We start from the raw sequence: 22,926 nt of genomic DNA, 5'->3' as shown, positions 1-22,926 counted from the left end.
AATTTATAGTTAATCATACTTTTTTGTTATTTAATAAATTATTTATTTATATATTTTTGATGCTTAACATTATAATTTAAAAATATTTAATTTATAAAAATTACATAAAAATTTATTTGGAGAGGAGGTTAAATAATGAAAACAATCGCAATTGCAGGAACATTTGATACTAAAGGACCAGAGTTTTTATATATAAAAGAATTGATTGAAGGTTTAGGATTAAATACTTTTACCATTCATACTGGTGTATATGAATCATCATTTAACCCAGATGTACCTAATAGTGAAGTAGCAAAAGCAGCAGGAACAAATATTGAAAAGTTAGCAGCTAAAAAAGATAGAGCAATACCAATGGAATTGCTATCAAAAGGTATGGAAAAATTAATACCTCAATTATATAGTGAAGGGAAATTTGATGGAATTATTTCCTTAGGAGGTAGTGGTGGTACTTCATTAGTAACACCAGCTATGAGAGCTTTACCTATAGGTGTTCCTAAAATTATGGTATCAACAGTAGCATCAGGAAATACTGCTCCTTATATAGGAACCAGTGATATTATTATGATGCCTTCTATAGTAGATGTTTCAGGACTTAATTCAATTTCAACGAAAATTTTTGCAAATGCAGTATTTGCAATGGCAGGTATGGTCAAATTTGAAAATACAAAAAAGACAGAGAAGAAACCCTTAATTGCTACTACTATGTTTGGAGTAACAACTCCCTGTGTAAATGCTGCTAGAAAATACCTTGAAGCTAAGGGGTATGAAGTTTTAGTATTTCATGCAACTGGAGCAGGTGGAAGATGTATGGAGTCCCTTATTAATCATGGATTTATTCAAGGAGTATTAGATCTTACTACAACAGAATGGGCGGATGAAGTTATAGGTGGGGTTTTAAGTGCAGGAGAAAATCGTCTTGAGGCAGCAGCTAAAAATAATATTCCTCAAGTAGTATCTGTAGGTGCACTTGATATGTGTAATTTTGGTCCCTATGATACAGTTCCAGAAAAATTTAAAAAGCGTAGATTATATAAACATAATCCTACAGTTACTTTAATGAGAACAAATGGAGAAGAAAATAAACAAATAGCTGAAAAAATAGCTCAAAAATTAAATATGTCTAAAGGAAAAACAGTTTTAATGTTACCTCTTAAAGGAGTATCAAGTATTGATACTAAGGATCAGCCATTTTATGGGGAAAAAGAAGATAAAATTTTATTTACTACTTTAAAAGATAAAGTTGATAAAAGTGTTGTAGAGGTAATAGACCTTAATTTTGCAATCAATGATTCAGAATTTGCAGAAATAGCAGCACAAAGATTAATAGATTTAATTAATATGTAAAGGAGAAGGTATAGATGAACAAAATGACAAGAAAAGAAATTATAAAAAAATTTAAAGATGAAGTTAAAGGTGGAAAAATATTAGTAGGAGTAGGTGCTGGAACAGGAATTACTGCTAAAAGTAGTGAAGCTGGTGGAGCAGATATGCTTATAATTTATAATTCTGGAAGATATAGAATGGCAGGAAGAGGGTCTCTTGCAGGATTATTGTCTTACGGAGATGCAAATCAAATTGTAGTTGAAATGGGCGCAGAAGTGTTACCAGTTGTAAAAGATACACCAGTATTAGCAGGTGTATGTGGAACTGATCCATTTAGAGTTATGGATGTATATTTAAAACAGTTAAAGGATCAAGGCTTTAGTGGAGTTCAAAATTTCCCAACAGTTGGTTTAATTGATGGAGTATTTAGACAAAACTTAGAAGAAACAGGAATGGGTTATGATTTAGAAGTTGATATGATTAAAAAAGCTCATGAATTAGATATGCTTACAACTCCTTATGTATTTAATCCAGAACAAGCAAGAAAAATGGCAAAGGCTGGAGCAGATATTTTAGTAGCCCATATGGGTCTTACTACAAAGGGAACAATTGGAGCAAAAACAGCTGTTACATTAGATGATTGCATAGAGAAAATTAAAGCTATTATTAAAGCTGGTAGAGAAGTTAATCCAGATATAATGGTAATTTGCCATGGCGGTCCTATTGCAGAACCTAAAGATGCTAAATATGTAATTGAAAGAATAGATGATATAGATGGATTCTTTGGCGCATCTAGTATTGAAAGATTTGCAGCTGAAAAAAGTATTAAAAATCAAACAGAAGAATTTAAAGTAATAAAAAAATAGTTAGGAAATTTTCATATTACAGATTAAATAAAGCCAAGTAGATTAAGGAAATACTTAATTCTACTTGGCTTTTATAATATGTTACCTATATTAAAAAATAAATAAGATAATATGTTATTATATTTTTATAACCTTAAAGGATTTTAAAGATTATTGTTGAAATATGAATATTGTTTAGAAATTTATAGTCATTTATTACAATAGTTTATTAAAAGGGTGATTTCTTAATTTAGATAAAGTTAGTAAGGTTATATTTTAGAGAATTAATTAATGAATTTTAAAAGGATGGGATATTAGTATGGATATTATAAAGCAAAATGAACTTGCTTGGGATAAAAGAGTAGATGATGGTATATGTTGGACTATTCCTGTTAGTAGTGAAGATATTAAAAATGCTAGAAATGGAGTTTTTGATATTAAACTTACATCAGAAAAATCCGTTCCACGTAGTTGGTTTCCTCTCAACTTAAAGGGGGTTAAAATTTTATGCTTAGCTTGTGGCGGTGGGCAACAAGGTCCTATTTTAGCAGCAGCAGGAGGGGAAGTAACTGTATTTGATATTTCAATATCTCAGCTAAAACAAGATGAACTAGTAGCTAAAAGAGAAAACTTAAATTTAGAAACTATTAAAGGAAATATGTGTGATTTATCAAGGTTTAAAGAAAATACATTTGATATTGTGTTTTGTCCAGTTGCAGTTACGTATATTTCTGATGTTAATCCAGTATTTAAGGAAAGTTATCGTGTATTAAAGAAAAATGGAAAGTTTATGTTTGGAACAGTTAATCCATATATATATTTATTTGACGGTAAGAAATGGGATGAAGGTATTTTTCAAGTATCTAATAAATTACCATTTAACTCTTTTGATGAACTTAATGAAGAGGAAGCAACGGAATTTATAAAGAATAAAAATGCTATTGAATATAGCCACACATTAGAAGATTTAATTGGAGGTCAAATAATAGCAGGATTTAAAATAGATAAATTTTATGAAGATATAGATAAAGATGAAATTTGTAAGTATAGTAGTAAATATTTTGCTACAAGAGCAGTAAAATAGTGAATTTAATTTGACAGGTATTATTAATATAATTGAATCATTTTTATCTTTTATAATTTTTAAAGAGAAACTGTATAAATAATTCAGAAATTTGTAATTATTTATTAAAATTAGTATAATTGTAAAGGTAGACAAACCATAATAATGTAAAGTAGGTGTATTATAGTGGAAATTAAAAGATATGAAGGTACAGGAAGAATGAGTCGTGCAGTAGTACATAATGAAACAGTATATTTATGTGGACAAACTTGTGCAGATAAAAATAAAGATATGAAAGAACAAACTAAATGTGTTCTTGAAAAAGTAGAAGAATTATTAAATAAATATAATTCTGATAAAAAACATATCCTTTCAACTACAATATATATTAAAGATATGTCAATGTTTAAAGATATGAATGAGGTTTGGGATTCTTTTATTGAAGATGGATTTGAACCAGCAAGAGCATGTGTTGAAGCTAAAATGGCAAGAGAAGAAATTTTAGTAGAAATGTCTGTTGTAGCAGCAGTAAAATAATCTTATACTAGAAAACTGTTAAGACTCCTTTTCTTATGTTTAGATAAGGAGTTTTTTCTATAAAAGCTTAGTTTGATGTTTTGTATTTTTTTATATTATTTGTATATGATATAATTAAATGATGAGCAATAAAGATAAAAACACAGTTCGGTTGGTAGTCCGGACCTATCTAATTTAATTAGTTAGCAGTAACCTGCCCTCCTGGGGTTGTCCATTCTTAAGATAAATTGCCATTTATTTTACAGGAGGATTTAAAATGGAAGTTAGTAGCAAAATTACAGTTTTATTTGAAGACCCATTTTGGGTAGGAATTTTTGAAAGAAGTTGTAACCACAAATATGAAGTTTCAAAAGTTGTTTTTGGATCAGAACCTAAAGATTATGAAATTTATGAGTTTATACTTAATAAGTTTAATAGTATAAAATTTAGTACCCCAGTCTCTATATCTTATAAAAAAGATAAAAAGATAAATCCTAAAAGGCTTCAAAGGAAAATAAAAAAAGAAGTTAATAACAAAGGAGTTGGAACAAAAGCTCAACTTGCAATGAAAACTCAGCAAGAATCTAATAAAATAATATACAAGAAAATATCTAAAGAAAAAAAGGAAGAATATAAAAAAAGAAAATTTTTATTAAAACAAAAAAAGAAAAGAGAAAAACATAAGGGACATTAATAAATTTTATAAAAATTGTTAAAATCTATAATTAGGTTTTAACAATTTTTTTATCTTTATAAGTATACATAATTTGAACTTAATAAAAAATATTATATATAATAGTAGATATAGATAGATAATTATATATTATTGTATTTATAATTATGTAAAGGTTTTATAAAAATGTAATTAATATGAAAGATATTTTTCTTTTAATATTAAGTTAATTTTATTTATAGAAATTAGAAAATAGAAAAGAAACTTTAACTAAAAATATTTAATTTTTACTAGAAATTTTTACTCTGTATTAATAATTTAGGAGGAGTTATATGAAAAAAATACAAATAGAAGAAGTTGTAATTAAGTCACCTGGAGTACAAATAAGAGAAAAGATTGCAGAAAAGTTTGGCTCAATAAAGGTTTTTGGTGAAAAAATTAATTTATATGAAGCATCAATTAATCAATATTTATCTAGTAAAGGATTAGGATCGGCAAATTTTAAAATTAGAACTACAGAAGTTTTTGGTCAAAGTTTTGATTCTTTGTATATGACAGAGGAAGAACAGGTTAGATATATGACTACTGCTATTTCTTCTAATATAGATTTATATAATAAATTTGAAGATATTAATATTTTTGAAAAATTGAAAAAGATATGTATAGAAAAAGAATTATATGAGGATTATGCAATTGTTTGTAGGTGTTATGGGAAATATTATATGAATAAAGGAAAGAGAGATAGAGCATATGCTTACATAGAACTTGCAGCTAATGCAATGCGAGGAAAGAAAAATGTTGATAGATTTACTTTATACCTTTCAGATTTAATACTTATGGAAGCAAAAGATATGAGTAAGACTAAGTTAAAAAGACTTTTAAATGAAGCTTACAGTAATATAAAAAAACTGAAAGAATCAAGTATGAAAGGATATATTTATACTAATTTAGGCGATACCTTTTCAAAACTTAAAGATTATGAAAAGAGTAAATTTTATTATAAGAAGGTTTTAAAATATATTGATGATGATAGGGAAAAAGCACTTGTATATACTAAAATAGGAGATATTGAGAAGCATCTAGGATATAGTAGAAAAGCAATTTTAACTAAATATAGAAAAGCAGAAAACTTACTAGATGAAGAAGATAGTTTTATTAAATATGTTTATCACGAATATGCATTATATTATTTAAAATGTGGTTATTTAAAAAAAGCTGAAAGCTATATAGATAAAATATTTTTTGATAACTCTTGGAAAATTTCATCTTCAAATCATAAATTTTTAATTACTTTTGTTCATATTAAAAGTATATTAAATAAAGAAACCCAAATAGTAGAAATTATTAATATGTTACTTAAAGAAACAGAATATAGCTATATATATACAATTAGCCATTTATATTTAATAGATAAAATTATAGCTTGGAAAAAAAATAATGAAAAATTATTAAAAGAGTTAAACAAGTCTATTATTAATTATTATTTAAATAATAAAATAAAAAATGATTATAAAAATGTTCTTAAAATGATATTAGGAAGTATAGCTATAGGGCTAAATAAATAATTTGTATGTATGGATAAATTATTTAATATATATAAAAGTAAAAAAATGTAAAAATAATTTTATAATTAGATTTGATTACAACAGTTGATATAATTAGATTTTGAAATTATACTTAGGTATTTAAAAATATTGTTAAAATTTTATTATATATAACTAGAGAGATATTTCTAATTATAAGATTTTATAAATATTAGTGATTTCAATAAATATAGGTATAATGTTAATTTAAATAACAAAAACTATATTGTACATTATATAAAAATGTAAAAATATAGAAAAACAGTATATTGTGAAAAAATTCCTTAGAGTTATAATAATAGTATAACAAAAACGAATATTTTGAAAATTGACAGAAAGATAAAATGCGCTTCTATAAATTACTATAGGAATTATAATCTATATATAAGGGAGGAGGCACATATGATTTCAACAATTGATGCCTTAATTATAGGCATATACATCATTGGAATGATGTTAATTGGATGGAAACTTGGAAAAAATAATGAAAGTTCAGAAGACTATTTTTTAGCAGGAAGAAATATGCCCTGGGTACCTATTGCATTTTCTGTGGCAGCAACTACCATTAGTGCAAATGGTTTTATAGGAGGTCCTGGTTGGGCGTATACATCAGGAATATCTCCATATATGGTTCAAGTTGCAATTCCTTTAGCTATATTTATAATTATGGTTACTACTATTCCGGTATTATACAATTTGAAATTAACATCTATATATGAATATGTAGAAATGAGATTAGGAGTTAGAACTAGAATTTTAGCAGTAATTGGATTTTTAGCTAATTCAATAATTCAAATAAGTTCTATGGTTTTTATACCATCGCTTATACTTAAAACATTTACAGGATGGGATCTTAAAATAGTAGTTCCTATAATAGTTGTGTCAGCTATAGTATATACTTTACTTGGAGGAATAAAGGCTGTTATATGGACTGATTTTATTCAAATGATTGTTATGTGGTGTGGTCTTATTATATCAATAGTATTAATTTTAAAATCTTTAAATATGGGGTTCTTTGATACTTTATCAGTAGCTAAAGGAGCAGGAAAATTAAATGCTATTAATTTTACTTTTGATATTTCTGAGACTAATGGATTTTGGGTAACTTTAATTGGAGGAACAGTTTTATGGGTTAGATATTTTGGATTTGATCAAGCTCAAGTTCAAAGAATTTTGACTGCAAAATCAATGAAAGATGTTAAAAAATCTTTTGCTATAAGTGCTTTTGTAACTAATATAATATATTTTGCGTTTATGATTCTTGGAGTATTTTTATTTATATTTTATAAAGGAAGAGAATTTGATAATGCAAATAATATAATGATTGATTTTATATCTAATAATTTGCCTGTTGGAGTTGTAGGAATTATTCTTGCAGGAGTATTTGCAGCAGCAATGTCTAGTGTGGATTCACTTTTAAATTCTATGTCTACAGTATTTGTAAAAGATATATATGAAAGATTTTTTACTAAAAAAAGGAATAAACAAACCTCACTAAAAGAATCTATGATTATTTCTTTAATATGGGGAATTATTATAATTATAGTTACTGTATTAGGATTTTCAGGTACAACAAAATCAGTATTAGATGTAGTTGGTAGTTATATTTCATATATTTCTGGTCCTATGTGTGCAGTTTTTATATTAGGGTTATTTACTGAAAAAGCTAATGATAAAGGAACCACTTTAGGTACTATACTTGGATTTATAATAACAATTTTAGTTGGAAAGAAAGTTATAATGAGTTGGATTTTAAGACCGGCAGTAGGATTTATTATTACCTTTATCTTAGGATATTTGTTTAGTTTAATCTTAAAGTCGGATAGAAAAAGAAAAGATATTAGGAAATTTACTGTATTAGGGCAAAGAAAAAGACTTATGGAAAAATGTTCATCAGAAGAAAATGATCTTTCAGTCCTTCCATTAAAAATAGATAAATATGCTTGGATTGTTTTGGGATTTTTCATATTTCAATATATATTCTTTATAATTATAGCCTTATAAGTAGCATATCTAATATTTTTAGATGCTATATAAAATAAATTTCAAATAACATAGATTTAAAATACAGAATATTATGAATATTACAAAAATAATGGTATGTTTAATATTTTGTTATTATTAAAAAATTTAGTTTTAGGAGGACATTATGAGTAAATATCAAGAATCAAAAAAACTAGTTAGAAAATATTTTGATGCATTAGAAAATTCAACAGCTGAAAATGTTTTGAGCGTATTAAAAGAATTTACTAGTGAAGATTATTTATGGAGAGGTGTTTATCCTTTTAGAGAGCAGCATGGAGCTAAAAATGTAGCAGAAAAATTTTGGATTCCATTTATGAATTCTCTAAGTCATATACAACGTAGACAAGACATATTTATTGCTGGTACTAATGAAATAAGTGGTGGCAAGTGGGTAATGAGTATGGGACATTTTATGGGACTTTTCGATTCAGATTGGATGGGAATAAGACATACAGGAAAAATGATAAGTTTAAGGTATGCAGAATTTAATCATGTAGAAAATGGGAAAATAGTTGAAACAGGTTTATTTGTTGATATTATAGGATTTATGCTTCAAGCAGGAGTAAATCCACTACCACCTTCAACAGGATCATATTTTGTATATCCAGGGCCAAGAAATCATGATGGACTTTTATTTGAAGATGCTAAGGAAGAAGAAGGTATTAAAACTTTAAACCTTGTTAATAAGATGGTTGATGACCTATCAGCACTTAATGAAAGTGGATCAATGGGATGTCCACCAGAAATATTAGAAAAAACATGGTCAAAAAATATGATATGGTATGGACCTGGTGGAATTGGAGCAAGTTATACTATACCAAGATATCAAAAGCAACATCAATTACCTTTTAGAAATAATTTGAAAGATAAAAAATTCAATGGACATGTTTGTCGTTTAGCAGAAGGAAAGTTTGCATGTTTCTTTGGGTGGCCAAATTTATCTAATACACCAATTGGAGGATTTTTAGGATTACCTGGAGGACAGGTTAAAGCTGATATGCAAGTTGTAGATGTTTATTGTCGTGAAGGAGATGAACTATCAGAAAATTGGGTTCTTATTGATTTACCATACTGGTTAAAACAACAAGGATTAGACATCTTTGAACGTACTAAACAAATATTAAATCCTTAATTATAAATTTAAATATTAAAATAATATTTTGGGGGTATAGTAATGGCTAATGATAACAAAAGTAATAGTTTTGAAACAAAAGCTAATTTAAATGATCCAAAAAGTGATTCAAAAGAATTTAAAAATAATTTAAAACAAAGAGATGATGGAAAGATTTTTTATGGAGATAGTACTGAAGTTAATCCTGTAGGTTATTCTGATTATAATGATTTTATAAAAAATAAAAAAAGTAAACAAGATTTAAAAGGATTTGATAGTCAGTATAATGATTTTGTAGATTATATTATGAAGATAACTCATGGAATATGGGAAGAAAAAGGAATTGGAATAATATATGACACATATCATAATAATGTTACAATGCATACAGGATCAAGTAATATAACTGGTATACAAAGTGTTATTGCAGGAACATTACAAACTCTTCATGCTTTCCCAGATAGAAGACTTATAGGTCAAAATGTAGTTTGGTCAAACTTTGATAAGGAAGGTTATTTATCATCCCATAGAATTATGTCTACAGCAACAAATTTAGGGGATAGTGAATTTGGACCAGCTACAGGTAGAAAAATAACTTTTAGAACTGCTGTAGATTGTGCTGTTCATAATAATAGAATTCATGAAGAATGGCTTGTTCGTGATAACTTATGGATAGTAAAACAATTAGGATTTGATTCTCATGAAGTAGCAAAAAAAATGGCTAAAGCAACTTCTAGTAAAACACCAGCTCTTCAAACACGTTATGGATTATGTGAATCTATGGAAGGCCAATTTTTCCCAGAAAAATATACAGCTAAAGACTCAAGTATAGGTGAATTTATGCTTGAGATGACAAGTAGAATATATCAATATAAGATGCTAAATGATGTTAAAAAATATTATGCTGATAACGCTACTGTGCATTATATTTGTGATAAGGATTTAGTAGGATTTGATCAAATACAAGGAATGTTAATTAGTTTATTATCATCTTTCCCTAATGCTTCTTATAATGTTGATCGTGTAACCTGCAATCAAAGAGGAAAAATAGAAGAAAATGATTGGAATGTATCATTAAGATGGAGATTAAGAGGAATACATGAAGGTAGGGGGTATTTTGGAGCTCCTTCCGGTAAACCAATAGAAATTTTAGGTATAAATCATTTTCATGTACGTGATAACAAAGTTGTTGAAGAATGGGTTACATTTGATGGACTTGATGTACTTCGTCAGATTTATCTACAAACAGATGATGAATACTATAAAGAAGAAGAAAAAGAAATTTAATATTATTTTTTATTAAACAAAATATAGTTCACATGACTTTATAGATTTTCTAGATTGATATAAGTTATGTGAACTATAAATTTTATTATAACTTTTGTTTTATTAAATCCTGGAATTTTTATAACTAAATTACCAAAAACATAGGAAGGAGATGTACTATGAGTAATTTACAAAAAGAAAAAATAAAAGATGATGAAATAATCTTAGGGAAAGATAGAAGTAATTTTCAAAGATATCTAGCTTTCTTTGCTATAATAGTTGTTTACTTTTTTTATTGTTATAATTTTATGGTAGGTACCTTTGTAAAACCTGTAATGACTTATTCACTTTCAGATGGAGGGTTTGCTTTTACATTAAAACAAACAGAAGAAATTTTTGCAGTTATGTCTTTAGCTACTATACCAGGTACTATTTTGTTTGGTATAATTTCATCTAAAATAGGTAAAAAGTTCACATTAATAATAGTAGCTTTAACAATTGGAATAACAACATTTTTACCATTAACTATTCCAACAAGCTATTTACTATGGAAAGTATCACGTTTTACTACAGGAATAGCTCTTGGAGGTGTGTTTGGTACAGCGGTACCTTTAGTTACAGAAATGTTTCCACAAAGATATCGTGGTAAATTAGCAGCTATATTAACTAGCCAGTTTTCAATAGCTATGATATTTGGAGGACAACTTTATGGTGCCTTAGGAGATGCAAATTGGAAATTACTTATGTATACAGCAGTAATTCCACCTATAGTTGGAGCTATACTTGTATATTTATTTGTTCCAAGTGATAGAGAGCATACTAAGAAATTAATAAAAGGTGCTAAAAATAAAGGGGAAAAAATAAATTATTTGAATATGTACAAGGGTAAATATTTATGGATAGGTATAGGTGCTATACTTCTTTCAGGTGCTAACTTTACAGCATATTCCTCTTTTTCAAATAATGCTACAACTTATTTAAAAACAACCTTAGGATTAAGTGCATCTGTAGCAGGAGCAGTATTTAGTCTTCAAGGAATAGGTCAATTAGTAGGCTATAATTTATGGGGGTTTGTAGCAGATAAATTTGGAAGAAAAGTACCAGCAGTAGGAATGCTATTAAGTGCAGCAGGGGTATTTATATATATGAAATTAGGAGCTAATGATATAACTACTTTTAAGATGGTTTCATTATTTTTAGGTTTTAGTATGGGCTTTTCTGGAGCTTGGGGTGCTTATTATACTGAATTATTCCCTGAAAAATTCAGTTCCCTATCATCAGGCATATCTTTTAATGGTGGACGTATAATATCTACATTTACTTTACCAGCAATAGCTGGAATTGCTGCAACATCAGCAGGAATGACAGGTATATTTAAGATATCTATGTTTGTATTTATAGCAGGAACTGTTGTTTGGATATTGCTTCCTGAAACATTAAATAAACCTAGGAAAGATTAAAATCTAATTTTAAATTTATAATAGAATTTTTTATATAATTATTATAGTAAAAAGGAGTATCTGAGTTAATACAGATGCTCCTTTATGTTTATATATTTAGTATTTTTTTTAATTTCTTAGTGTTTTATGGGTAGAATTAACAGAGGTTATAATATTATTTAATTTAAGTATCTATGCTATAATAAATAGTAAATTTAATAATAAAATTTTATTTCACATTTTATTATGATATAAATTTTTTTAAATACTTACCTAAAATAGATTGCCATAAATTTATACCAGGTCCCATTAATAGGGCAAAAGAAATTGTTCCTATTCCAACTGGCCCTTTGAATAAAAGGGCTACTATAACACAAATCCCATCCATTAAAAGCTTAGCATGCATAATTTTCAAATTGAATTTGTTTTTAAAAACTACCATTAAATGATCTATTGGATAAGCAGGTAAGTTTGGAAATAGATATATTGATAATCCTATAGATACAATCACTAGTGCTACTACAAATATTAAGTATTTAGATAGCACTCCATTAATAACTAAAGGATTTAGTACATATATCCAAAAATCTATAAATAATCCTATAATTATAGAGGTAATAAAGCTTGTTATTTTAATAAATTTCTTTTCTATAAAGGCTGCTATTATAAGTGCTATTAAAGAACAGAATATAATCCATCTTCCAGTAGACATAATGCCAAATGTTTTACTTAACCCAAAATTTATAGCATCCCAAGGAGCTACACCTACATTGGTTTTTGAAGCTAAAACTGCTCCAAATGACATTATAAATATACCTAATAAAAATTCTACATATTTTTTAAAATCTTTCACATTAAACTCCCTTTCTATTATGTTTTATTGAAAATTTATATAAAACATTTAAATTTAAATAATAGAAAGGGGAAAATAGATAATAAAATGATATACATACTGGTAAAAGAAATATGAGTAATATATGTGATGAAATGTATATAAAAACATAACGACTTGGCTTTATCATATATCATAAACGATAACACTATAATTGTAAATATTATTTTTAAATATTATATTTCACTAAAAGTTCAACAATTAATGTTGAACTTCTTTGAATATTTAGATAATTGAATTGTTGATATAATAAAAATGGAAAGGGGAAAGAAAATGAATATACTTACAGAAAGAAGCCGTTATATATTAAGTGATTTGCTAAATAAAAACAAAACTACACTAAACGACTTGGAAAAAACAATTAAAGTTTCAAAAAGAACAATAGCAAAAGATCTAATATTAATCGATGAATTTGTAAAAAAGTATAATGTTAAATTAATGAGAAAGCCTAGAAAAGGTATATGGATAGAAGGTAGTAATGAAGTCATAAATAATTTAAGATTACATGTAAACGTTAAAGATAACAATATGCCTAATTCTCCACAGGAAAGAAAAGTTTATATAATTATTAGATTAATAACTAATAAAGGTTATATAACGGCTCAAGATTTAGCTGATGAAATGTATGTAAGTAGAGGAACTATATGTAGTGATTTAATCAAGGTTGAGAATTATTTGATTAAAAGAGGTATAGATATTGAAAGAAGACAAAATAAGGGAATGAGAATTGTAGGGTCTGAAAAAGTGTTAAGACAAATATATGCAGAATTATTTTCTAAATATGATTATATGAATTATATTTTAAAAATAATTAATCCTACTAAAGAAATTAGTGAACACAGGGATATACAAAATTATATAGGTGATGATTTATTAAGATTATTTAATAAAAAAGAAATTTTGAAAATAAAAGGGCTTATTAACGAAATAGAAAAAGAGTTAGGATATGGATTTTCAGATACAGCTTTAGTAGCATTAATGATTCATATTGCAATAGCTATAAAGAGAATAAAAGATGGTAATAAAATAAAACTAGATAAAAAAATAATAGAAAAATTAGAGAAACATAATGAGTATAATATAGCTATTAAGCTAATAAAGAAAATAGAAGAAAACTTCTATATAAATATACCTAAAGAAGAAATTGGATATATAACTATGCATATTTTAGGTTCTAAAATGAAAAATTTAAGTTTAGATAGTGATGAAATTATGGATTCACTAATATCAAATTTTGATTTAGAAAAAGTAGTTAAAGAGATGTTAGATATTATCCAAAAAGTTGTAGGTTTTAATATTGGTAATGATAAAGAACTATTTAAAGGATTGATGTTACATATTAGACCATCAATTAACAGGTTAGTAAATAATATGCCAATAAAAAATCCATATATAAAAGAAATAAAAATAAAGTATCCTCTTTCTTTTGAAGCAGCAGTTAAAGCTTATGAAGTATTAATAGAAAAATATTCTATTAATACTAATGAAGATGAAATAGCTTATATTGCTATACATATAGAAGCTTCAATGGAAAGGTTTAGAAAAGACAAAAAGGATAAGTTGAAAGTTTTGATAGCGTGCAGTACTGGCATAGGAACATCTCAATTAGTTACTGCAAAGATAAAAAGATTATTTAATAATATAGAGGTAATAGGTGTTGTTTCTATTATGGACTTGCATTATAAAGACAAATTTACTGAAATTGATTTGATTATATCAACGGTTCCAATGTTTACAGATAAAAAACCGGTAATAAATATTAATCCATTTTTACCCCAAGAAGATATAAATAAAATCAATAATTTTATTACTACTAATCATATAACCAAGCCATTAAAAAAAGTTAGTAATAAATTAAATGTTTTTCAAAAAGAGTTAATATTAAGCCAGAAAACCTTTAAAACCAAAGAAGAAGCTATTTCAAATATATGTTGTTTATTAGAAGAAAAGAAATATATAACTAAGAAATATTATAATACAGTAATTGATAGAGAAAATATTGCTGCAACAGCATATGATGTGTTTGCTATACCCCATGGTGATTTTAATGAAGTAGTAAAACCTTGTATAGCAATTTGTACATTAAAAGAATCAATAAAATGGAATGAAAATGATGTAAAAATAATATTTTTGATATGTGTTACCAAACAAATAAAAGATCATTTAGGTAAAATATTTGATGATTTGAATCAATTAATTAGTAATGAAAAAAAGATAGATAAAATTTTAAAACTTTCAGATAGGGAAAAAATTATTAATTTAATTTTAAAAGGATAAAAGAATAATTGGAGGGACATTTGTTGGATATGCAGAATTTGATAAATCAAAATATGATTAAACTAGGATTAGATGCAAAAGATAAGAAAGATGTAATTAAACAACTTACAAAGGTTTTAAAAAAAGAAGGAAAATTGATTGATGAAGAAACTTATATATTTGATGTTTTAGAAAGAGAGAAAGAGATTACAACAGGAGTTGGTAAAGCAGTAGCTATACCTCATGGAAAGTCATGTGGAGTTAAAGAGACTAGTGTTGTATTTGCAAGATTAAAAAATCAAGTTGATTGGGATGCTATAGATGGGAATCCTGTAAAATTAGTATTTCTTTTAGCTATAAAAAAAGAGGATGCTAATAATACACATTTAAGAATTTTATCAAAAATTGCAAGTAAGTTAATGGATGATGAATTTTTAAATAAGTTTTTAAATGCAGAAAATGAAGAAGTAGTAGTAAATGCTATATCAGCGATATGTTAGTAGTTAATAATTAAAATTAAATAAATTATTAAAAATAAAAAATAATTAAACCAATTAAAGGAGGAAGTAAAATGAAAATTTTAGGAATTACAGCATGTCCTACAGGGGTTGCACATACTTATTTAGCTGCTACTAAGTTGAAAGAAGCAGCAGAGGCTAGAGGTCATAGTATGAAAGTTGAAAAACAAGGGGCACTTGGTGCTGAAGATGAACTTTCTTTTAAAGAAATTAAAGATGCAGATGTAATTATTATGGCATTAATGGTTGGTTGTGAAAGAGAAGAGCGTTTTGTTGGGAAAAAAGTTTTGAAAGTGGCAATAGGTGATGTTTTAAAAGATGCTGAAGCACCTATTATTAAAGCTGAAAATTTAGTTAGATAAATATGAATAGAAATGGAGGGAGAGCAAATGAGTGAATTTAGTATTAAAGATACTTGGGAAGAAATGAAAAGAGCTATGTATAATGGACTTTCATATATGATTCCACTTGTTGCAGGTGGCGGTATACTTATCGCTATAGGAACATTTATATATGCTATTAGTGGTAAAGATATGTTGGTTTTCAATGACTATATGTATAAAGCTGCAGGAGGATATTTAACAAAAGATGGTTTTATGAATATTACTTTTGCAGAATTGGACAGGCTTATCTTTTGGCTAGGTAAGATGGGATTTTATATAATTCCTGAGTTTATGGCTGCTTTTACAGCTTATGCACTTGTTGGTAAGCCAGGTGTAGCTCCTGGATTTATACTTGGTACAATGGCAAATAAGATGGGCGGTAACTTTCTTGGAGGTATTATTGCTGGTTGGATTGTTGGTTATTTAGTTCGTTTCACAGTTAAAAAAATGTCTCTAAAAGGAGGACTAAGAACAGTTACAAGTTTTGTATTCATACCTATTATGGCAATTCTGGTCGGGGGCCTAATATATAGATTTTCTGTTGGACTTTTAATTACTAATATTATGGATATGCTTACTGCATTCTTAACATCAATGCATAATGTTCCGGGAAAACGTATTCTTTTAGCAGTTGTTATGGGTGCTATGGTTGTTAGTGACCTAGGAGGCCCAATTGGTAAGGTGTCAGTTTTGTTTGGTTTAGGAGTTATAGGTACTGATCTTTATCCACATACGTTTAATCATATTGCAATTCCAACATCAGGAGCAGTTTTCTTTTTAGCTTATCTTATTACTAAAAAGGCTTTTAATGCTACTGGTCGTCAAACTGTTATTAATAATGGAATTAACTGCTTTTTTACAGTAACAGAGGGTGGATTACCACTTCTTTTCCAAAAGCCACAAATTGTATTACCATCTACCATTTCAGCCGGTGCTATTTCAGCAGGATTAGCAGCTTATTTTCAAATTAAGTTACAAGTTCCATTAGGATTTTGGCTTGCACTTCCTTTTGTTAATGTTGGTAATGGATCTATGGCTATAGTTCACTGGATTTTATCTTTTGCAGTAGGTGTTTTAGTTGGAACAGCAATATTTACAATTTTATTGCGCCGTGAACTGAAAAAAAATGATGGAAAACCTGTATTCCTTGATGATTCTACAGGTATGATTATATAAATTATAAGGTTATTAGTCATTAAATTATACATTTCATAATTTAAATCTAAATAAAAATTGTTAACTAATGTTGAGGAGGAGCTTTTTAATGAAGCAAAAAATAAAGGCTAATGTAGTACAACAAGTTCATTGGGATCCAGAATGGTATTTTACAGAAGAAGATACAACAGTTCAATTTGCATATAATACAAAAGATTTAATTGATGCACTAGAGGAAGGTAGATTAAAACAATTCTTTTTAGATGGTAGAACGGATGCATTAGAAGATTACTTATTATCCCATCAAGAGGATAGAAAAAGAGTAGAAAAATTAGTTCAAGAAAATAAGCTATTTATTGGACCTTTTCATGCTCAATTAGATTGTTTTATCTCTAGTGGGGAAGCTATTTTCAATAATTTACGAATAGGTATGGAATTAGGAGATAAATATGGTGGAACATCTAAACTTGCATGGTTGCCAGATTCTTTTGGACATACACAAGATTTTCCTAAAATATTTAGCTCAATGGGAATAAATGATTTTATATTTAGACGTGGTATGGGAGAAGAGCATAATTTACCTATAGATTTTTATTGGGAGTCAAATGATGGAAGTAAAGTTTTAACTAACGTATTGCAATGTGGATATGGTTTTGCAACACCTGCATTTGTTAGTGGGAAATTAACAGATGAGAAAGCTGAAAATTATCAGGGAAAAGATTTAAATAATGAATTTAGAAGTCTTGCTAAATGGTCTACTTTAGATAATGAATTTTTACTTCCAATTGGATTTGATTTAAATCCTACAATTGATGATTTTCAAGAGTTAATTGATAAATATAATAAGGAATCGGATGAATTTGAATTTGAAGAGATAACATTCCATGAATATATGGATAAATTACGTGAAGAAAGCAAAGATTTTAAAAGTTATAAAGGTGAATTTATGAGTGCTCAGCATCACCGTATGCATAGATCTCTTTTTTCTGCAAGAGCGGATATAAAAGCTCTTCAAGATAAAGTTGAAAGAATAATGACATATGAAGTTCAACCATTAATGACTATGATTGATAACTTAGGATTAGAATATGATAAAGGACTTATTGATAGAGCCTGGGATCTATTAGTTAGAAGTCAAACTCATTCTTCAGCTACAAATACAGATAAAACTAATGAATTAATAAAAGTTAGAAGTGCAAGAGCATATAACATAGCCGAATCATGTAAGGTATATTTGATTAGAAAAATTGCAGCAACAATTCCAAAAGAAGAAAACAAAATGCCAATAGTTATATATAACACATTACCTGAAAAACGTGATATGTGTACTAAATTATATGTATATTCAAGATCTAAAGATTTCAAGTTAGAATTAAATGGTGAAGAAGTAGAATATTCAGTAATAGATGTTGATAGAATGTTCAGTGGCATTTACAGAAAAGATGCTAGTTTAATGAAAGAAGAAGATTACTTCTATAGAACAGAAATATCTATTAATATAAAAGATTTTAATGGATTTTCATATAAAACTTTATATCTTTTAGATGGAGAAAAAGCAAATAAAATTACAATTACTGAAGAAGTTTGCGATACCATAGAAAATAGCAGATATAAAATATCTTTTGTAGATGATAAATTTAATATATATGATAAAAAATATGATATTTTACATAAGGATTCTATTTATATAGAAGAATCAGGAGATGAAGGTGATAACTATGATCATTCATATCCAGATAAAGATCTAATTCTTAAGTATGATTTTAAAGATGCTAAAATCAATAGAGCCTATAATACTAAAAATGTAAGTGAACTTGAAATAGAAGGTAAAGTATTAGTTCCTTATAACTTACAGGAAAGAGCAGAAGGAAAAGTTACTACTAAATTAGGATATAAATTAAAATTTAGATTAAGGGAAGATAGAAATGTTATTGAGGTTTCAGGAAATTTTGATAATAAATCATTAAATCATAGAGTAAGATTAGTTGTTAGAACTGAAAATGAAAGCAAATATTCTTATGCAGGAACACAATTTGGATATATTAAGCGTGAGACTTTACCTGAAAATCTTGAAAGCTGGAGAGCACAAAAATATGATGGTGAACCAATAGAATCTAGTTCTTGGTTAGAGGAGCCAACTCCTACATATCCTTTATTAAATTATGTATCTTTACTTGGAAACAAATATGTTGCAACTGCATATACAAGAGGAAGCAAAGAATATGAAATCATTGGTGAAAATTATAGTGATATTGCATTAACAATTTTTAGAGGGGTAGGACACTTAGGTTTACCAGATTTAAATAGAAGACCAGGTCGTGCTAGTGGACTACAAGAAAAATTATTTGAAACTCCACTTAGTCAAATGCTTGGAGATAACCAATTTGAATTTGGTTTTGAATATAGTGATAAATTTGATGGAAATAAAATTGGTAAAGAATATGTTAAATATGCAACAGATCAAAGTTATTTCCAAAATCAAAGATTGGAAAGAGTGGTATTTCCTATGTGTTTCTTAGATACTGCTGCACTTTCACAAGGTGTTCCAGAAGAATTTAAATTACTTGAATTACAAGATTCTGAGGCAACTTTTGGAACACTTAAAAAAGCAAATGAAGGAAATGCCTATGTTTTAAGAGTTTTCAACAATGAAAATCATGAAGTTGATGGTGGTACATTAAAAATTAATGTAGATTACAAAGAAATTAGATTTACAAATGGGGCAGAAGATGTAGATATTGATGGAAGTTTAGAATTAGGAAATTTAAGACCAGGAGAAATTATAAACGTTAAGATAATATTATAAAAATAGTAAAGTGAGTTCAATAATTATTGAACTCACTTTACTATTTTATCTATTTAATTAAGGTAATTATAATAAAATATTACTGTATAATTTATATTTACATAAAATTATATATTTTAGTAAAAAATATGAATATATAATTATGATAAATAGAAAGGATACAGATAAAATGAAGAATAAAGGTGGAATAATTGCTGTTATTGTTTTACTTTGTGTTATTGTAGGAGGAATATTTTTTTATTGGAATAAAAAAGAGAGTAGTGTAGAATCAGCAGAAAAATACATAGCACAAGCAGATTTTGATGCAGCAAGGACTGTTTTATCTAAAGCTACAAATAATAATCCTAAAGATTCTAAAGCATATTCTTATTTAGCTTATTGTAATATAGAAAATGAAGAATATGAAAAAGCATTGGAAAATTCTAAAAAAGCTATAGAGTTAAATAAAGAGAATTATTTGGCCTATGGAGTAAAAACTATAGCAGATAGAAATCTAGGAAAGAAAGAGGATATAAAATCAGATTTTAATGAAGCTATAAAATTAAAACCAGAAAGTAGATTAGATTACTTATTTTTAGGAGATTTGTATAGGTATGAAGATAAAAATAAAGAAGCAATGGATAACTATAACAAAGCTTTAGAAAAAGATAAAAATTTGATAGGAGCTTATATAGGTAGAGGTACAGTATATAAGTATGATAAGAAATATAATAAATCTTTAGAAGACCTTAATAAAGCTATAGAATTAAATCCTAAATATAAAGGTGGATATGGTGAAAGAGGATGGGTTTACAAAGAACAATTAAAATATAATGAAGCTTTAGAAGACTTTAAAAAATCTATAGATTTAAAACCTAAATATATATATGGATTGATAGGTAGAGGCTGGGTATATAACGAACTAGGAAAATATGATGAAGCAATAAAAGATTTTGATAATGTTATAAGTTTAAATGAAAAGATTGATGATAGTTATGTAGGTAAAGGAATAGCTTACTATAATCAAAATAAAAATAAAGAAGCTATAGATAATTTTAATAAGGCAATAAAACTTTCTCCTAACAACCCAGATAACTATGTTGTTTTAGGAAATCTATATAGATCAGAGAGAAAATATAATGATGCTTTAAATAATTTTAATAAAGCAATAGACATAAATGATAAGTATTTTGATGCTTATGTAGGTCGTGGGTATGTATACAGAGAAGAAGGAAAATATAATGAAGCTTTAAAAGATTTTGATAAAGCTTTAGAATTTAATCTTACGTTATATGATTCATATACTGGTAAAGGATGGGTCTATCAAGACCAAAGGAAATATGATAAATCTCTAGAAAATTTTGATAAAGCCTTAAAATTAAATTCTAAATATGTTTATGCTATAAATGGAAAAGGATGGACCTATTACTATAGTAAAAAGTATAAAGAAGCTATAGAAGAATTTAATAAGTCTATAAAATTTAATGACAAAAATTCTAATTCATATACAGGACGAGGGTTAGCTTATTTAGAACTTAAAGATAAAGATAAGGCTACGAAGGATTTTAATAAAGCAATTTCAATAAATCCTGAAGATAAAATAGCAAAAGAAGGATTAAAAAGAGTAAAGAGCTAGAATATAAATAAGAGGATAGATTTAAAGGATTAAACCCATTAATACCTTTAGATCTATCTTTTTAAAATTGAAAATGTTTTCAAAGAAAAAACATTTGTATTCTCTACACGGATGTGTTAATATAATTTTAAAGTTTTCAAATTAAGAACATGTGTATTGTATATGCGTACAAATATGTATTTAATTATAAATGAAATTGGGGGGAAGGTATATGATTTCTATAGCAATGTTAGGTTATGGTGTAGTTGGAAGTGGGGTAGCAGAATTAATCAATACAAATAGAGGAATATTTAAAAATTCTATGGACCAAGAATTGAGTATTTCTAGTATATTAGTTAGAAATTTAGAAAAATACAAAGATAACAAAAATAATAGACTTATAACTAATGATATAGAAGATATTTTTAAAAATAAAGTAGATATAGTTGTTGAAGCAATGGGCGGATTAGATCCTTCATATGAATATGTAAAAAGATCTTTGAAAAATAAAAAACATGTAGTTACTGCAAATAAAGATTTAATAGCAGAACATGGTAATGAATTATTAAGTATAGCTAGAGAAAATGGGGTTAAGTTATATTTTGAGGCAGCTGTAGGTGGTGGGATACCTATATTAAAGCCTCTAGCTGAATGTTTATTAGGAAATAAAATAGAAAATATTAAAGCAGTATTAAATGGTACAACTAATTTTATATTAAGTAAAATTGAAAAAGAAAATATGAGTTACAATGAAGCTTTAAAATTAGCTCAAGACTACGGATACGCTGAAGCTAATCCAGAATCAGATGTTATGGGGTATGATTCTGCAAGAAAGCTAGCCATATTATCTAGTATAGCTTTTAATAAGAAAGTTCATTGGAAAGATATGTTTATAGAAGGAATTACAGATATAGATTATAAAGATTTTTTAGTAGCTAAAGATAAAGGCTATACAATAAAATTACTTTGTATGAGTAATAAAGTAAATGATGATATGTACGGATCAGTAAGACCTGTTATGGTAAAGAAAAACTCAACTTTAGGAATTATAGAAAACGAAAATAATGCTATTTTAGTAAAAGGTAATGCAGTAGGGGAAGTTTCATTTTGTGGTAAAGGAGCAGGAATGCTTCCAACAGCTAGTTCTGTATTTGCAGATATTGTAGATGTTGTTACAAATAAAAGTTCTTTATTTATGAATATTGCAGATGATGAAATAAAAGTAGACACTTTAATAGAAGAAGAAAAAGAATGGTTAATTAGGATTAAAACTGATAAAAGAATTGATGTTATGAATAAGATTTCAGATAAATTTAGTAATACTTATGTTTATTCTAATAATTTTGTAAATGATGAAAGTGAACTTATGGCTATAGTAAAAGGAAAAGAAAAAAATATTAATGAAATATTAAATGAGATTGTTAAAAAAGAAGAAGCAGATAGCTATAGAAAAATACTAATTATGGGGGAAGTTTAAA

General features: G+C 26.9%; 18 protein-coding genes. 17 read left to right on the top strand and 1 reads right to left on the bottom strand.

The features are described from left to right. The first annotated feature begins 135 nt into the window (after positions 1–135). The 10 genes from ABDZ71_RS02890 (at position 136) to ABDZ71_RS02845 (ending at position 11,865) form a co-directional block, all read left to right on the top strand. Complete coding sequence (locus tag ABDZ71_RS02890) at positions 136–1,344, top strand: Tm-1-like ATP-binding domain-containing protein (RefSeq protein ID WP_343758674.1); 1,209 nt, start codon at positions 136–138, stop codon at positions 1,342–1,344. A gap of 14 nt (positions 1,345–1,358) precedes the next feature. Beyond that, positions 1,359–2,189 (top strand): phosphoenolpyruvate hydrolase family protein, encoded by an 831-nt coding sequence (locus ABDZ71_RS02885; protein WP_343758673.1) that lies wholly within the window; start codon positions 1,359–1,361, stop codon positions 2,187–2,189. A 298-nt stretch (positions 2,190–2,487) separates the two neighbouring features. Next, entirely contained in the window at positions 2,488–3,252 is a 765-nt protein-coding gene (locus ABDZ71_RS02880) for a class I SAM-dependent methyltransferase (protein ID WP_343758672.1), read from the top strand. Between the two features lie 165 nt (positions 3,253–3,417). After that, positions 3,418–3,768 carry a RidA family protein gene (locus ABDZ71_RS02875; RefSeq protein WP_343758670.1) on the top strand — a complete coding sequence of 117 codons (351 nt, stop codon included), beginning with the start codon at positions 3,418–3,420 and terminating at the stop codon, positions 3,766–3,768. A gap of 256 nt (positions 3,769–4,024) precedes the next feature. Beyond that, positions 4,025–4,441, top strand: coding sequence for a YjdF family protein (locus tag ABDZ71_RS02870; RefSeq protein WP_343758668.1), 417 nt, complete (start codon positions 4,025–4,027; stop codon positions 4,439–4,441). A gap of 311 nt (positions 4,442–4,752) precedes the next feature. Beyond that, positions 4,753–5,985: a tetratricopeptide repeat protein gene (locus ABDZ71_RS02865; RefSeq protein ID WP_343758666.1), complete on the top strand. Its 1,233-nt coding sequence runs from the start codon at positions 4,753–4,755 to the stop codon at positions 5,983–5,985. A gap of 420 nt (positions 5,986–6,405) precedes the next feature. Next, the gene (locus ABDZ71_RS02860) at positions 6,406–8,007 is read left to right on the top strand and encodes a sodium:solute symporter family transporter (RefSeq protein WP_343758664.1); all 1,602 of its coding nucleotides are present in this window, start codon (positions 6,406–6,408) and stop codon (positions 8,005–8,007) included. A gap of 145 nt (positions 8,008–8,152) precedes the next feature. Next, a complete protein-coding gene (locus ABDZ71_RS02855; RefSeq protein WP_343758662.1) occupies positions 8,153–9,160 on the top strand; it encodes an ester cyclase in 1,008 nt (335 codons plus the stop codon). A gap of 42 nt (positions 9,161–9,202) precedes the next feature. Then, on the top strand, positions 9,203–10,426 hold the full coding sequence (locus ABDZ71_RS02850) for an ester cyclase (RefSeq protein ID WP_343758660.1): 1,224 nt from the start codon (positions 9,203–9,205) through the stop codon (positions 10,424–10,426). Between the two features lie 158 nt (positions 10,427–10,584). Further along, on the top strand, positions 10,585–11,865 hold the full coding sequence (locus ABDZ71_RS02845) for an MFS transporter (RefSeq protein WP_343758658.1): 1,281 nt from the start codon (positions 10,585–10,587) through the stop codon (positions 11,863–11,865). Between the two features lie 223 nt (positions 11,866–12,088). Here ABDZ71_RS02845 and ABDZ71_RS02840 read toward each other — a convergent pair whose 3' ends face one another. After that, the gene (locus tag ABDZ71_RS02840) at positions 12,089–12,697 is read right to left on the bottom strand and encodes a YczE/YyaS/YitT family protein (RefSeq protein ID WP_343758656.1); all 609 of its coding nucleotides are present in this window, start codon (positions 12,695–12,697) and stop codon (positions 12,089–12,091) included. A 312-nt stretch (positions 12,698–13,009) separates the two neighbouring features. Here ABDZ71_RS02840 and ABDZ71_RS02835 point away from each other — a divergent pair, with 312 nt between their 5' ends. The 7 genes from ABDZ71_RS02835 (at position 13,010) to ABDZ71_RS02805 (ending at position 22,925) form a co-directional block, all read left to right on the top strand. After that, positions 13,010–15,013: a BglG family transcription antiterminator gene (locus tag ABDZ71_RS02835; protein ID WP_343758655.1), complete on the top strand. Its 2,004-nt coding sequence runs from the start codon at positions 13,010–13,012 to the stop codon at positions 15,011–15,013. Between the two features lie 29 nt (positions 15,014–15,042). Further along, positions 15,043–15,492 carry a PTS sugar transporter subunit IIA gene (locus ABDZ71_RS02830; protein ID WP_343758653.1) on the top strand — a complete coding sequence of 150 codons (450 nt, stop codon included), beginning with the start codon at positions 15,043–15,045 and terminating at the stop codon, positions 15,490–15,492. A 71-nt stretch (positions 15,493–15,563) separates the two neighbouring features. After that, positions 15,564–15,872: a PTS fructose transporter subunit IIB gene (locus ABDZ71_RS02825; RefSeq protein WP_343758650.1), complete on the top strand. Its 309-nt coding sequence runs from the start codon at positions 15,564–15,566 to the stop codon at positions 15,870–15,872. A gap of 27 nt (positions 15,873–15,899) precedes the next feature. Beyond that, entirely contained in the window at positions 15,900–17,069 is a 1,170-nt protein-coding gene (locus tag ABDZ71_RS02820) for a hypothetical protein (protein WP_343758648.1), read from the top strand. An 88-nt stretch (positions 17,070–17,157) separates the two neighbouring features. Then, positions 17,158–19,854: a glycoside hydrolase family 38 N-terminal domain-containing protein gene (locus tag ABDZ71_RS02815; RefSeq protein WP_343758646.1), complete on the top strand. Its 2,697-nt coding sequence runs from the start codon at positions 17,158–17,160 to the stop codon at positions 19,852–19,854. A 169-nt stretch (positions 19,855–20,023) separates the two neighbouring features. Further along, positions 20,024–21,469 (top strand): tetratricopeptide repeat protein, encoded by a 1,446-nt coding sequence (locus tag ABDZ71_RS02810; protein WP_343758644.1) that lies wholly within the window; start codon positions 20,024–20,026, stop codon positions 21,467–21,469. Between the two features lie 211 nt (positions 21,470–21,680). Next, the gene (locus ABDZ71_RS02805) at positions 21,681–22,925 is read left to right on the top strand and encodes a homoserine dehydrogenase (protein ID WP_343758642.1); all 1,245 of its coding nucleotides are present in this window, start codon (positions 21,681–21,683) and stop codon (positions 22,923–22,925) included. Position 22,926: the final 1 nt, after the last annotated feature.

Origin of the sequence: Clostridium oceanicum, from assembly GCF_039521385.1 — a bacterium.
In the GTDB taxonomy this organism is placed as follows: Bacteria; Bacillota; Clostridia; order Clostridiales; family Clostridiaceae; genus Clostridium_F; species Clostridium_F oceanicum.
The sequence above is the reverse complement of the archived record's forward strand: the minus strand, read 5'-3'. Positions and strand labels throughout refer to the sequence as shown.

Bases quoted from the DNA above. Each gene is read 5' to 3' on its own strand.
- ABDZ71_RS02870 (WP_343758668.1), top strand. From the start codon at position 4,025: ATGGAAGTTAGTAGCAAAATTACAGTTTTATTTGAAGACCCATTTTGG.
- ABDZ71_RS02830 (WP_343758653.1), top strand. From the start codon at position 15,043: ATGCAGAATTTGATAAATCAAAATATGATTAAACTAGGATTAGATGCA.
- ABDZ71_RS02845 (WP_343758658.1), top strand. From the start codon at position 10,585: ATGAGTAATTTACAAAAAGAAAAAATAAAAGATGATGAAATAATCTTA.
- ABDZ71_RS02890 (WP_343758674.1), top strand. From the start codon at position 136: ATGAAAACAATCGCAATTGCAGGAACATTTGATACTAAAGGACCAGAG.
- ABDZ71_RS02825 (WP_343758650.1), top strand. From the start codon at position 15,564: ATGAAAATTTTAGGAATTACAGCATGTCCTACAGGGGTTGCACATACT.
- ABDZ71_RS02880 (WP_343758672.1), top strand. From the start codon at position 2,488: ATGGATATTATAAAGCAAAATGAACTTGCTTGGGATAAAAGAGTAGAT.
- ABDZ71_RS02815 (WP_343758646.1), top strand. From the start codon at position 17,158: ATGAAGCAAAAAATAAAGGCTAATGTAGTACAACAAGTTCATTGGGAT.
- ABDZ71_RS02860 (WP_343758664.1), top strand. From the start codon at position 6,406: ATGATTTCAACAATTGATGCCTTAATTATAGGCATATACATCATTGGA.
- ABDZ71_RS02885 (WP_343758673.1), top strand. From the start codon at position 1,359: ATGAACAAAATGACAAGAAAAGAAATTATAAAAAAATTTAAAGATGAA.
- ABDZ71_RS02855 (WP_343758662.1), top strand. From the start codon at position 8,153: ATGAGTAAATATCAAGAATCAAAAAAACTAGTTAGAAAATATTTTGAT.
- ABDZ71_RS02810 (WP_343758644.1), top strand. From the start codon at position 20,024: ATGAAGAATAAAGGTGGAATAATTGCTGTTATTGTTTTACTTTGTGTT.
- ABDZ71_RS02850 (WP_343758660.1), top strand. From the start codon at position 9,203: ATGGCTAATGATAACAAAAGTAATAGTTTTGAAACAAAAGCTAATTTA.
- ABDZ71_RS02835 (WP_343758655.1), top strand. From the start codon at position 13,010: ATGAATATACTTACAGAAAGAAGCCGTTATATATTAAGTGATTTGCTA.
- ABDZ71_RS02820 (WP_343758648.1), top strand. From the start codon at position 15,900: ATGAGTGAATTTAGTATTAAAGATACTTGGGAAGAAATGAAAAGAGCT.
- ABDZ71_RS02805 (WP_343758642.1), top strand. From the start codon at position 21,681: ATGATTTCTATAGCAATGTTAGGTTATGGTGTAGTTGGAAGTGGGGTA.
- ABDZ71_RS02865 (WP_343758666.1), top strand. From the start codon at position 4,753: ATGAAAAAAATACAAATAGAAGAAGTTGTAATTAAGTCACCTGGAGTA.